11 protein-coding genes are annotated in these 13,836 nt (G+C 29.9%); 2 read left to right on the plus strand and 9 right to left on the minus strand.

Annotated elements, in window-relative coordinates:
• Nucleotides 1-5: 5 nt before the first annotated feature.
• From GBG18_RS11520 to GBG18_RS11555, 8 genes are all read right to left on the minus strand, one after another.
• On the minus strand, nt 6-1,628 hold the full coding sequence (locus GBG18_RS11520; RefSeq protein ID WP_152191232.1) for an NADP-dependent glyceraldehyde-3-phosphate dehydrogenase: 1,623 nt from the start codon (nt 1,626-1,628) through the stop codon (nt 6-8).
• Between the two features lie 154 nt (nt 1,629-1,782).
• On the minus strand, nt 1,783-3,285 hold the full coding sequence (gene glpK, locus GBG18_RS11525; RefSeq protein WP_152191233.1) for a glycerol kinase GlpK: 1,503 nt from the start codon (nt 3,283-3,285) through the stop codon (nt 1,783-1,785).
• A 91-nt stretch (nt 3,286-3,376) separates the two neighbouring features.
• Nucleotides 3,377-5,086 carry an ABC transporter substrate-binding protein gene (locus GBG18_RS11530; protein ID WP_152191235.1) on the minus strand — a complete coding sequence of 570 codons (1,710 nt, stop codon included), beginning with the start codon at nt 5,084-5,086 and terminating at the stop codon, nt 3,377-3,379.
• A 37-nt stretch (nt 5,087-5,123) separates the two neighbouring features.
• Nucleotides 5,124-5,402, minus strand: coding sequence for a DUF2160 domain-containing protein (locus GBG18_RS11535; RefSeq protein ID WP_152191237.1), 279 nt, complete (start codon nt 5,400-5,402; stop codon nt 5,124-5,126).
• A gap of 11 nt (nt 5,403-5,413) precedes the next feature.
• Nucleotides 5,414-6,244 (minus strand): carbohydrate ABC transporter permease, encoded by an 831-nt coding sequence (locus tag GBG18_RS11540; protein WP_226896484.1) that lies wholly within the window; start codon nt 6,242-6,244, stop codon nt 5,414-5,416.
• Nucleotides 6,245-6,246: 2 nt separating this feature from the next.
• Complete coding sequence (locus GBG18_RS11545; RefSeq protein ID WP_152191238.1) at nt 6,247-7,116, minus strand: carbohydrate ABC transporter permease; 870 nt, start codon at nt 7,114-7,116, stop codon at nt 6,247-6,249.
• A complete protein-coding gene (locus GBG18_RS11550) occupies nt 7,113-8,192 on the minus strand; it encodes an ABC transporter ATP-binding protein (protein WP_152191240.1) in 1,080 nt (359 codons plus the stop codon). The genes GBG18_RS11545 and GBG18_RS11550 overlap by 4 nt, the downstream gene beginning before the upstream one ends.
• An 11-nt stretch (nt 8,193-8,203) precedes the next feature.
• Nucleotides 8,204-9,292 carry an ABC transporter ATP-binding protein gene (locus GBG18_RS11555; RefSeq protein ID WP_152191242.1) on the minus strand — a complete coding sequence of 363 codons (1,089 nt, stop codon included), beginning with the start codon at nt 9,290-9,292 and terminating at the stop codon, nt 8,204-8,206.
• A gap of 394 nt (nt 9,293-9,686) precedes the next feature.
• Here GBG18_RS11555 and GBG18_RS11560 point away from each other — a divergent pair, with 394 nt between their 5' ends.
• Nucleotides 9,687-11,246, plus strand: a complete 1,560-nt coding sequence (locus tag GBG18_RS11560) for a glycerol-3-phosphate dehydrogenase/oxidase (RefSeq protein WP_152191244.1) — start codon at nt 9,687-9,689, stop codon at nt 11,244-11,246.
• 156 nt (nt 11,247-11,402) lie between these two features.
• Nucleotides 11,403-12,134 carry a GntR family transcriptional regulator gene (locus tag GBG18_RS11565; RefSeq protein WP_152191245.1) on the plus strand — a complete coding sequence of 244 codons (732 nt, stop codon included), beginning with the start codon at nt 11,403-11,405 and terminating at the stop codon, nt 12,132-12,134.
• Between the two features lie 31 nt (nt 12,135-12,165).
• Here the strand turns inward: GBG18_RS11565 and pgi are convergent, their stop codons facing one another.
• On the minus strand, nt 12,166-13,824 hold the full coding sequence (pgi, locus tag GBG18_RS11570; protein WP_152191247.1) for a glucose-6-phosphate isomerase: 1,659 nt from the start codon (nt 13,822-13,824) through the stop codon (nt 12,166-12,168).
• Nucleotides 13,825-13,836 lie beyond the last annotated feature (12 nt).

The raw sequence follows: 13,836 nt of genomic DNA on the forward strand, positions 1-13,836 counted from the left end.
TTTCCTTAAAGAATAAAGTCTGTTGATAAGAAGTTAGATTTGTGATCTCTTAGGATACTTGAAACTATCTCTTTATTCTCAGGACTCTCTTTGATTGCAACCATTGATCTAATACTAAATGCTCTTAAAGCATCACTAACTGAAAGTGTACTTTGTGCAGAATCTTTTCTTCCTGTAAAAGGAAAGATATCTGGACCTCTTTGACATTGAGCATTTATATTAACTCGACTTACTAAATTTACTAAACTATCTATCATTTTTGCAATTTCATCTGAGTTATTACCAAAAACACTTACTTGTTGACCATAGTTTGATTCCATTAAATACTTCATCGGCTCTTCTATATTTTTATATGTAAGAATTGGTACAACTGGACCAAACTGCTCTTCTTCATAAACTCTCATATCTTTATTTACTGGATATAAAACTGCTGGAAACATAAATGTATTTTTAATAGTTCCACCATTTTTATTTATAACTTTTGCACCTTTTTTAGTTGCATCATCTATTAAATCTTTTAAATATTGAGTTTTATTCTTTTCAGGAAGTGGTGTAATTTGAACATCTTTATCCCAAGGCATACCAAATTTTATTTCATCAATTTTTGCATTAAATTGTTCTAAGAAACTTCCTACAATATTTTCATGCACAAAAAGTATTTTTAAAGCTGTACATCTTTGTCCATTATAAGATAGACTTCCAGTAACACACTCATTTACTGCAATTTCTAAATTTGCATCAGGCATAATAATTCCTGCATTTTTAGCTTCTAGACTTAAAACTGATCTTAATCTATTTAACTTTGGATGATGATGTTCTAAAGTTGCTGCAACTTTTGAGCTTCCAATAAAAGCTAAAACATCAATCTTACCACTTTTCATTAAAGGTGTTAATAACTCTTCTCCACTTCCATATAAAGTATTTACAACACCTTTTGGAAAAGAATCTCTAAATGCTTCAAGTAATGGTTTATGTAATAATACACCAAATTTTGGTGGTTTAAAGATTACTGAATTTCCCATAATAAGTGCAGGAATTAAAGTGGTAAATGTTTCATTTAATGGATAATTAAATGGTCCCATACATAAAGTAACACCCAAAGGAGATCTTTTAATTTGAGCATAAAGTCCAGATTCAATTTCAAGTTGAGAGTTTTTTCTATCTAATTCTTTTAATGCTTCAATTGTATCTTTTATATATTCAACTGTTCTGTCAAACTCTTTTTGTGAATCTTTTAAAGGTTTACCAATCTCCCACATTAAAAGATTTACTACTTCATCTCTTTTTTCTAACATTTTGAAAGTGAAGTTTTCAACTGCTTTAATTCTTTGAGATACTTTCATTTGTGGCCATTCACCCATTCCATAGTTGTAAGCCCCAACTGCAGAATCTAAAGCTAATTGAGCCTCATTTTGAGTAAGTATTGGATAAGAGCCTAATTTTACTTGTTTATTATCATTATCTTTAAGACATATGGGAGAGTATACATCTTGTTTTGCACCTTTCCAATGCTTTATTGTTCCATCAATTAGATATTCATCTTGAACTAATTGCGATTCTAAACTATATTCTTTTGGTATTTCATTTTTATTTATATAAACTGTATCAAATTTTTTATTCGTTTGCATATTATATCCTTTTGCTCAAATTCATCATAACATTATAATGATAGAAACATTAATTTAAACTTAATCTTAAAATATTATAAAATAATAATTTTATTGAGATTTTTTAAGTTTGAGAGATTAAAATAATCTCTAAACTTGTGAGTATTAGTAGAAGTTATTTTCTAGTTAACGTACGTTCAATAGCATCTTTCCAGCCATCATAAAGTTTTTCTCTTGTTTCACTTTTCATATTTGAATTAAACCTTTTTTCTAGTATCCAATTTTTTGAAAACTCTTCCTTTGAAGGATAAAACCCTACTTTCATTCCAGCAAGCCATGCAACTCCTAGTGCAGTTGTTTCTAAAATCTCTGGTCTATCTATTGTTGCACCTAAAATATCTGATAAAAATTGCATTGTATAATCAGAAGAAGCCATTCCTCCATCAACACGTAAAATAGTTTTATTATTTGATGCTTCATCAAAATTACATAAATCATCTTTCATAGCTTCTAATAAATCTTTTGTTTGGTAAGCAACACTTTCCAAAGCCGCCTTGGAAAACTCATTGGGACCAGTAGCCCTGGTTAATCCATAAATTGCACCCCTACAAGTAGTATCCCAATAAGGAGCTCCTAAACCTGTAAAAGCTGGAACCATATATAGTTGCTGATTTACATCTGCTTTTTTTGCTAACTCTTGTGCATCTTTTGCATGATTAATGATTTTTAATCCATCTCTTAACCATTGGATAACTGCACCTGCAATAAATATTGAACCTTCAAGTGCATATGTTATTTTTCCATCTAGTCTGTATGCAATTGTTGTTAAAAGTTTATTCTTTGAAGTAACCATTTTATCACCAATATTTAAAAGAGCAAAACAACCTGTACCGTAAGTTGATTTCACCATTCCTGGTTCAAAACATGCTTGTCCAATTGCTGCAGATTGTTGATCTCCAGCAACGCCACTAATTGATATTTCTTTACCAAAAAACTTTTTATTTACTATTGCAAAATCATCCGCACAATCTTTTACTGTAGGAAGTATATTCATAGGAATATCTAATAATTTACAAATTTCTTCATCCCATTTATTTGTTTTGATATTAAAAAGCATTGTTCTTGCCGCATTTGTAGCATCTGTAACATGATTTTCTTTTTCACTTAGTTTCCAGATTAAAAAAGAATCAACAGTACCAAATAATAAGTCCCCGTTAATAGCTTTTTGCTTTGCCCCATCTACATTGTCAAGAATCCATTTTAATTTCATTCCAGAGAAATAAGGATCAAGTAATAAGCCTGTTTTTTCTACAATTGTTTTTTCATAACCTTGTTCTTTAAGGGAACTACACTCTTTTGCAGTTCTTCTATCCTGCCAAACAATTGCATTATAAATAGCCTCACCTGTATTTTTATCCCATACAACGGTTGTTTCTCTTTGATTAGTAATTCCTATAGATACTATATCTTCAATAGTTGCGTTTGCTTTTTTTAGTACATTCTTACAACTATTTATCACAGTTTCAAAAAGATCATTTGGATTATGTTCAACCCATCCTGAATTTGGAAAATATTGAGGAAACTCTTCTTGTGATACTGCTTCAATTTTCATTTGCTTATTAAATAATATGGCACGACTTGAAGTTGTACCTTGATCTATTGCTAAGATGTATTTCATAATTGCCTACTTAAGTATATTCATTTGTTAGATTTTGTTAGTATAGCAAAAGTTAAGAATTAATCTCAACTTTTACTAATTTTTATAGATATTATTTTGTCCAAGATTTGATTAATTCATCATAAGAAATAGTCTGTGCTTGTGGTTTCTCATTAACTAATTTAGGTTTTGGAGAACCTTCTTTTTTTAACCAATAAGAAGCATCACTTTTCTTATTAAGTTTTGGACCAATATCACCTTGAACACCAGCTCTTTCAAGTCTTTTAAGAACTTTTTCTTGTGCTTCACAAAGTGAATTTAAAGCTTCTTGTGCAGTTTTTGCCCCAGAAGATGCATCCCCAATATTTTGCCACCATAATTGTGCTAATTTTGGATAATCAGGTACATTTGTTCCCGTAGGAGACCATTGTATTCTAGCAGGTGATCTATAGAACTCTATAAGTCCACCAAGTTTAGGTGCTCTTTTTGTAAATGACTCATGGTTAATAGATGATTCTCTAATAAATGTTAACCCTACATGAGATTTCTTTAAATCAACTGTTTTTGATGTAACAAACTGCGCATATAACCATGCAGCTTGAGAATTTTTAACAGGAGTTGATTTCATTAAAGTCCAAGAACCAGCATCTTGATAACCAATTTTTGTTCCCTCAGTCCAGTAAGCACCATGTGGTGATGGAGCCATTCTCCATTTTGGAGTTCCATCTTCATTTACTACAGCAATTTTTTCTTTAACCATATCTGCTGTAAAGGCAGTATACCAGAACATTTGTTGAGCAATTTCACCTTGAGCAGGAACTGGTCCAGCTTCAGAGAATACCATACCAGCAGCACTTGGTGGTGCATATTTCTTTAACCATTCGTTATATTTATTAATTGCATAAACAGCAGCTGGAGAGTTTGTAGCTCCTCCTCTTTCAATACAAGAACCAACTGGTTGAGATTTTTCATTTACTCTAATTCCCCACTCATCAACAGGAAGACCATTTGGTTCACCTACATCACCCATTCCTGCCATTGACATCCAAGCATCAGTAAATCTCCAACCTAATGATGGATCCTTTTTACCATAATCCATGTGTCCATAAACTTTTTTACCATCAATTACACGTCCTGTAAAGAACTCAGCAATATCTTCATAAGCAGACCAGTTAACTGGAACACCTAAGTCATAACCGTATTTTGCTTTAAAATCAGCCATATTTTTTGGATCTGCAAACCAGTCAGCTCTAAACCAATAAAGGTTAGCGAATTGTTGATCTGGTAATTGATATAGCTTTCCATCAGGACCTGTTGTAAAAGAAGTACCTATAAAATCTTCTAAATCTAAGCCAGGATTAGTAACTGCTTTACCATCGTTTGCCATCCAATCTGTTAAATCTCTAGCTTGCTTATATCTCCAATGAGTTCCAATTAAATCTGAATCATTAATATAAGCATCATATATATTTTGACCTGTTTGCATTTGTGTTTGTAATTTTTCAACAACATCACCTTCACCAATAATGTCATGAATTACTTTAATTCCTGTTAAGTCATAAAATGCTTTTGTTAATGTTTTACTTTCATAAACGTGCGTTCCAATACCTTCTGATACAACTTTAATAGTCATACCTTTATAAGGTAAGGCTGCTTTTTCAAACCAATCCATTTCAGCTTTTTGTTCAGCTTTTGTTAATACTGAGGGTTGGAATTCATCCATCCATTTAGTCATATCTGCTGCACTTAAAGTAGAAGCACTTAATCCTAAACCTAATACTGTTGCAAGAACTGATGTAGTAATTCTTTTTTTTATTTCCATTTCTTTCCCCTTAAAATTAATATAAAACATTAGGTCTTTATACCCAACGGAAAACCGCTGCTGCATAAAGAACACAAACAACCATTCCTCCAAAAATTGGAGCACCAAATATTGCTAACCATGCCAGACAAATAAATGCCGAACCTAATAGACTAAGAAAAAGTCGGTCACCTGGAGTAGTTTCAATTCTTAATATACCTACTCTTGGAGCTTGGGGCCATTTAATGGCCCATATAATCATGATTAATAAAGCTACAAAAATACTTATAAAAAATATTGCAGTTGCATTTGTCCATGCCATCCATGATAAATCCATACCAAACCTCCTTAAACTCGTCCAAGAGATAGACCCTTGGCAATATGATTACGAACAAAATATATAACGATTGCACCAGGAACAAGTGTTAATACACCTGCTGCGGCTAAAACTCCCCAGTCAACTCCTGATGCTGAAACCGTTTTTGTCATTGTTGCAGCAATAGACTTTGCATTAACAGATGTCAATGTTCTACTAAGTAATAACTCTACCCATGAAAACATAAAACAAAAGAATGCTGCAACACCAATACCTGAAGCAATTAATGGAGTAAATATTTTTGTAAAAAATGCAAAAAAACTAAATCCATCAACATATGCTGTTTCATCTATTTCTTTTGGTACACCACGCATAAAGCCTTCCAAAATCCAAACTGATAATGGTACATTAAATAATGTATGAGCTAAAGCCACCGCTATATGTGTATCAAATAAACCAACACTTGAATAAAGTTGAAAGAATGGCAGCGCAAAAACCGCTGGTGGTGCCATTCTGTTAGTTAATAACCAAAAGAATAAATGCTTATCACCCATAAATGAATATCGTGAAAAAGCATAAGCTGCAGGAAGTGCAACTAAAAGTGAAATCACTGTATTCATAACAACATAAGTCATAGAATTTATATATCCCCAATACCAAGAAGGGTCTGTAAATATTGTTATATAATTGTCAAATGTAAAATTAACAGGGAATAAAGAAAAAGTTCCTAATATTTCATCATTTGTTTTAAAACTCATATTAACTAACCAGTAAACTGGCAACATTAAAAATATAATATAAATAAGCATTATCGTAGGTGACTTACTACTAAAAAAACCTGTTTTTTCTCTTGAGCTATTCATTATTAAGCCTCCTTCTTATCAATATTAGTCATAATTGTAAAAAATGCCCATGAACATAATAAAATCACTAAGAAATAAATTAGTGAGAATGCAGCAGCAGGGCCTAAATCAAATTGTCCAATTGCCATTTTTACTAAATCAATAGATAGAAATGTTGTTGCATTTCCTGGACCACCACCTGTTACAACCATAGGTTCAGTATAAATCATAAAACTATCCATAAACCTTAGTAATGTTGCAATTAATAATACTCCCATCATTTTAGGAAGCTGTATATATCTAAAAATACTCCAATTTGATGCCTGATCAATTTTTGCTGCTTGATAATAAGCAGAAGGAATAGATTGTAATCCCGCATAACAAAGTAAAACAACTAAAGAAGTCCAGTGCCACACATCCATAACAATAATAGTAATCCATGCATCTAAAACATTTTGAGTATAGTTATATTCAATACCCATAGAAGCTAGAGTATAACCTAAAAGTCCAATATCAGATCTTCCAAAAATTTGCCAAATTGTTCCAACTACATTCCATGGAACTAAAAGTGGTAAAGCAACTAAAATTAAACAAGCAGATGCCCAAAAGCCTTTTTTAGGCATGTGAAGTGCTATAAAAATTCCTAGTGGTATTTCAATTAATAAAATAATACTTGTAAAAAGAATCTGTCTCCCAAGAGCATCATGTATTCTTTGCGAGTTTAGTATTTCCTCAAACCATTCTAATCCAACAGGAAAAAATTGATTATTTCCAAAGGTATCTTGAATAGAGTAATTAACAACTGTCATTAAAGGAATAACAGCAGAAAAACCTACTAATAAAAGTACTGGTAATACTAAAAACCATGCTTTTTGATTTACTGTTTTTTTCATGATAAAGCTCCTTCAACTAACCAATCATCAACATATACATTTACACCTTCATCTTTAAATCTAATACTATTCATAGTATTCGTAATTTTTACATCTTCTGGCACTATTATATTTACTTTACGATTATTGTATTTAGCTCTTACAATCTTGTGATGAGCTACATCTTCAATTCTTAAAATCTCTATTTTTATTCCCTCACCCTCTTCACATAATTCAATGTATTCAGGTCGTACTCCTAATTCAACTTTTCCTGATAATTTTTTATAAGTAGCATTAAGTTTAATTTCATGTTCTTGCAATTTTGCAATATTTCCTTCAACTTCTACTTCAAATATATTCATTCCAGGAGAACCAATAAAATATCCAACAAAAGTATGTGCAGGTTTTTCAAAAAGTTCTTCTGGTGTTCCTATTTGTAAAACACAACCTTTATTCATAACAACAACTTTATCAGCAAAAGTTAATGCTTCTGTTTGATCATGCGTAACAAAAATCATAGTATGCTTTAATTCTTTATGTAAAGCTTTTAGTTGAGTTCTTAATTCCCATTTCATGTGAGGATCAATTACAGTTAAAGGCTCATCAAATAAAATTGCATTAACATCTTCACGAACCATTCCTCTACCTAGAGAAATTTTTTGCTTAGCATCAGCTGTTAATCCATGAGCTTTTTTATCTAATAAATCTTCAACTTTAATTGCTCTTGCGATTGAACCAACTCTTTGTTTAATATACTGTTCATTGGCTCCTCTGTTTCGTAGAGGAAATTCTAAGTTTTGTCTTACAGTCATTGTGTCATACACAACAGGAAACTGAAAAACTTGTGCTATATTTCTATTTGCAGTATCTGCAAATGTTACATCTTTGTCATCAAATAATATACTGCCTTCAGAAGGTGTTAGAATTCCTGAAATTATATTTAACAAAGTTGATTTTCCACAACCAGACGGTCCTAAAAGTGCATAAGCTGCACCATCATCCCATTCATGATTTAAAGGTCTTAAAACATAGTCATCTATAGATTTTGGGTCTTTTATATAACTATGCGCTAAATTTGAAAGAGTTATTTTTGCCATATTATCTCCTCCTATCTTTCTTGCACATAAGATGCTGTATGAAGTAAATCACCATCTTTTGCAAAAACAAAAATATGTCGTGTATCTAAATAAACTGATAAATTTGAATTATATTCTAAATCATGAACTCCATGAACTAAACCAATCCAATTGTCATTATCGTGATGCATGTGTAAAAAAGTTTCTGAACCTGTAATTTCAGTAACATCTAAATGTGCTGAAAACTTAATTGCATTACCTGTATGCTTTTTAAGTTCTAAGTGATTTGGTCTAAATCCAAGTAAATAGTTTCCATCCTCTAACTTTTCTAAAACATCTTTTGTAGCTGCTTTTTCATTATTTCCATAATAAATAAAGTCGCCTTCTTTTTTTATATCTAAAAAATTCATTGATGGATTTGAAAATACTTTTGCAGTAGTAGCATTATTAGGGTTATGATAAACTTTTGAAGTTTCATCAAATTGAGTAATATTACCCTCCCATAAAGTTGCTACATTTCCACCTAATAATAAAGCTTCTTCAGGCTCAGTTGTCGCATAAACAAAAATAGCCCCTGATTCTTCAAACATTTTAGGAATTTCTTCTCTTAATTCTTCTCTTAATTTATAATCTAAGTTTGCTAAAGGTTCATCTAATAATACTAAACCTGAACCTTTAACTAGGGATCGAGCTAAAGCACATCTTTGTTGTTGGCCACCTGAAAGTTCAAGTGGTTTTCTATCTAACATGTTATCTAATCTCATTAACTTTGCAGTTTTTTTAACTTCTTTATCAATAAATGCTTCATCTTTTTTCATTATTCTTAAAGGTGCTGCAATATTATCATATACACTCATTGAAGGATAGTTAATAAATTGTTGATACACCATTGCTATTTTTCTATCTTGAACTCTCATTCCAGTAACATCTTTACCTTCCCAAAGAATGCTACCCGTTGTGGGAACATCTAAACCAGCCATAATTCTCATTAAAGTAGTTTTTCCGGATAGTGTACGACCAAGGAGTACATTCATCGTACCTTTTTTTAATTTTAAGTTGGCATTGTAAATATATGTTTGTCCATCTACTTTCATAGATATATTCTTAAGTTCTAAGGACATTAATTTTACTCCTTTTAATTTTATAAAATTCTATTGATATTTTTTCTTTACATCATAACATTATAATCTTAGTTTCAATAGTGACGTAGAGATTTTTAAATTTAGCTTAAATTTTTATTCACTTTTAACAAATTATGTATTTAATTGTCATTTTTAGAACATAACATTAAAATAGCATTCCTATTTTATGGTACATGTAGAGTTTAAACTTAATTATTGTTTAATTTTTTATACTAATATAGAAAAATTTATACTAAATTATTAATGACATAAAAGATTACTTTATCCACTATTATTGTTAATAAACTAAGTTAAATTAAGATTCTTTTTATATTTATCACATTATAATGTTTGATATAACATTATAACCTTATAATGAAAAGGATAATAAATTATGGGAAATATAAATTTTGATATTATAATAATAGGTGGAGGAGCAACTGGAAGTGGTATTGCATTAGATGCTGCATCAAGAGGTTATAAAACTCTACTTTTAGAAAAGAATGATTTTTCAGAAGGTACTAGTTCAAGAAGTACAAAATTAGTTCATGGTGGAGTTAGATATTTAGAAGCAGCTGTAAAAAAATTAGATATGGATCAATTCAATCTTGTTAAAGAAGGACTAAAAGAGAGATCAAGACTTTTAAAGAATGCTCCTCATTTATGTTCAAAATTAACTTTAGTTACACCTTTATATAAATGGTGGGAAGTTCCTTATATGTTTGCTGGTTTAACTTTATATGATTTAATTTCAGGGAAAAGAGCTTTAGGTAGAAGTTCAATTGTATCTAAAGATAAAATGATGCAAAAATTTCCTAATATTAAAAAAGAAGGTTTAGTTGCAGGTGTGAAATATTATGATGGTAGTTTTAATGATGCAAGATTAAACATTTCTTTACTTCAAACAGCTAAAAAATTTGATGCAATTTGTAAGAATTATAATGAGGTTGAATCTTTTAATTATAAAGATGGAAAAATCTCTGGAGTAGAAGTAAAAGATAGAATATCTGGGGAAACAATCACTTATAATTCCTCAATAATAATAAATGCTACAGGTGCATTCTCAGATAAAATTAGAGTACTTGATAATAAGAAAGCAAAAGAAATGCTTGATTTAAGTTCTGGTATTCATATTGTATTAGATAAAAAATACTTACCTTTAGAAGAAGGCTTAATGATTCCAAAAACACAAGATGGTAGAGTTCTATTTATTTTGCCATGGATGGGTAAATGTTTAGTTGGAACTACAGATGAAAAAACAATATTAAATGAAAGACCAGAAGTTACAAAAAAAGATATAGACTATTTATTAAAACATTTAGAAATCTATTTTGATTTAAAAATAGATGAGAGTGAAATACTATCATCTTGGTGTGGAATAAGACCCTTAGTAGCAGCACCTAAAAGTGCATCTACAAAAAGTATTGTAAGAGATCATATTATCACTAGTTCTGATTCTGGGCTAGTTAGCATTATTGGTGGGAAATGGACAACATATAGAAAAATGGCAGAAGAAGTTGTCGATTATGCTATTTTAAAATTTAATTTAACAAAAAACGAATGTGTAACAAAAAAGTTAAAACTTGTAGGTAGCGAAAATCTAAATAAAGAACAATCAATTAATTTTGTTTCAAAACAGACTACTAAATATTTAATCAGTATGTATGGAGATAAGGCTCAAGATGTTGCAAATAGTGTAGAATTAATAGAAAAGCTTCATAAAGATTATCCTCTTATAAATGCAGAAGTTATATATTGTATAAAAGAAGAGTTTGTACAAAAACCTTTAGATTTCCTAGTTAGAAGAAGCTCTTTAACTTTAATTGATAAAAACTCTTCTAAAGAAATTCTAGATAGAGTACTTGATATTATGAAAAAAGAATTATCATGGAGCGAAGAAAAATTAGAAAAAGAAAAATCTGAAGCACTAAGTATTTTAAATACATACATATAAATACTTTTGCTTTTGTAAATTAAACAAAACCTTTTAATAATAATTTATATAATATATTAAGTACAATTTAAAACTGTATGATGTAGTATAAGAAGTAATGTAAATATTATTTCATTATAATCCTACAAAACCATAATAATTTAAAGGATCTGACTTTTGTTCGCTAAAAATGGTATACCTCTATATCTTCAGTTAAAAGAAAAAATACTAGAAGATATTAAATTGAATTATAAAGTTAATGATATTATTCCTGCTGAAGGTAAACTGGAAAAAAAATATGAAGTAAGTAGAATAACTGTACGAAAAGCAATTGAAGAATTAGAAAAAGATAATGTTGTTATAAAAAAGCAAGGTAAAGGAACTTATGTTAAAGAGCAAAAAGTTCTTTATGATGCCAATTCTATTGGGTCTTTGACTCAAAGATTATCTAAGCAAAAGCACTTACTTACTACTAAATCTATCTCTTTTGAAATAATTGAAAAAGAAGAAGAACATTTTCTAAAAGATATCTTACATTGTGATAAACTACTTTGTATAAGAAGAACTAGATTATTAGATGAAGTTCCTTTTGCTTTAATGATAAACTATTTTGATGTAAATACAGTTCCTGATATTGATAAAAAACTAAACTTAGAATCTTTATACGCTTTCTTAAAAGAAGAGTATAATATTGAATTTTATAATGCTGAAGAAATAGTAGAGGCAAAAGCTGCAAATGAAAGCGAAGCACAAAAATTAAATATCAAAGAAGGCTCACCTTTATTATCATTAAAAAGACTATCTTTTGATAAAAACAATAAGCCAATAGAGTATTCAAACTTGGTAATTAAAGCAGATATGTATAAACATAAGATTATTTTATCTAATGATAAAATGTCAAATATATAGAAAAATCTAAATAATCAAGAATAGGTAAACCCTATTCTTGAAAACTTTTAATTGCATTTAACAATCCTACAGTAGAAGCATCTTGTTCTCCATAGTTATTATCTTTATTTTTTGAATCAGATGATTCATCAAGACAAGTTAACATATCTGAAGCTAACTCTTTACCAAGTTCAACTCCCCATTGATCAAACGAATCTAAATTCCATGTAATTCCCTCTACAAAAACTCTATGTTCATATAAAGCTATAATTTTTCCTAAAGTTTTTGGGTCTAGCTTTTTATAAAGAATTGTAGAAGATGGTCTATTTCCCATAAACTTTCTATGAGGCGCTAATCTAATAGCTTCTTCATGAGGAACACCTCTTTTTTTAAGTATTCTTATTACTTCTTGAATACTTCTCCCAACCATTAAAGCTTGACTTTGAGCTAAACAGTTTGCAACAAGTAAGTCTTTATGTTCTTTCATTCCCTCTTCATGTTCATTTGCAGCTAGCATAAACTCACAAGGAACTATTTCAGAACCTTGATGAAGTAATTGGAAGAATGAATGCTGAGAGTTTGTACCAGCTGCACCCCATACAATGACACCTGTTTTTTCGCTAACATTTTCTCCATCACTTGTAATACTTTTTCCATTACTTTCCATATCCAATTGTTGAATATATGAAGGGAAGGCATTTAATCTTTGGTCATAAGGTAAAATTGCTCTTGTTACATAATTACAAATATTTATATGCCAAACTCCTAGGAATCCTAAAATTATTGGCATATTATTTTCAACTGGTTCATTTAAGAAGTGTTCATCCATTTCATGGGCACCTTTTAAGAACTCTCTGAAATTATCCATTCCTATTGCTAAAATAACACATAAACCAATTGAACTCCAAATTGAGTATCGACCACCTACCCAATCCCAATATCCAAAGACTCTATCATCTCTAATACCAAACTCTTTAATCTTATCAAGTGCTGTTGAAATTGCTACAAAATGTTCACCTGCATTCTCTTCTCCAACACTTTGACTCATCCATTTCCATGCACTTTTTGCATTTGTCATTGTTTCAATAGTTGTAAATGTTTTTGAAGCAATTAATACAAGTGTTTTTTTAGGATCTAATGAGTTAATTACATCAAAAATATGTGAAGGGTCAATATTTGATACAAAGTGAATCTTTGGACCATCATGATATGGTTTTAAAGCTTTTGTAACCATTTCAGGTCCTAAGTGAGAACCTCCAATACCTATATTTATAACATCTGTAAATTTATCACCACTTGATGATAAAATCTCACCATTTCTAATTGCATTTACAAATGTTTCCATTTTTTCAAGACTTTCTTTAACATCAGGCATAATATCTTTACCATCAACCAGAATAGAACTATTTAAATCTTTTCTAAGTGCGATATGAAGTACTGCCCTATTCTCTGTGATATTAATCTTTTTACCTGTAAACATATCATTTATTTTTTCTTTTAAATTTACAGCTTTTGCTAAATCTTTAAATACAGTTATAACATCTTTATCAATATGATTTTTTGAATAATCTAGCAATAAATCATCATATTTAATACTAAAATCTTCAAATCTATTTGGATTTAAAGCAAACAGTTCGCTCATTGTTAATCTATCTAATCTATTTTTTAATTGTCTTAAATTTGCAAATGCAGCATCTCTTTTTAAATTCATAATTATTCCTTA

The organism is Poseidonibacter ostreae (assembly GCF_009208075.1).
In the GTDB taxonomy this organism is placed as follows: domain Bacteria; phylum Campylobacterota; class Campylobacteria; order Campylobacterales; family Arcobacteraceae; genus Poseidonibacter; species Poseidonibacter ostreae.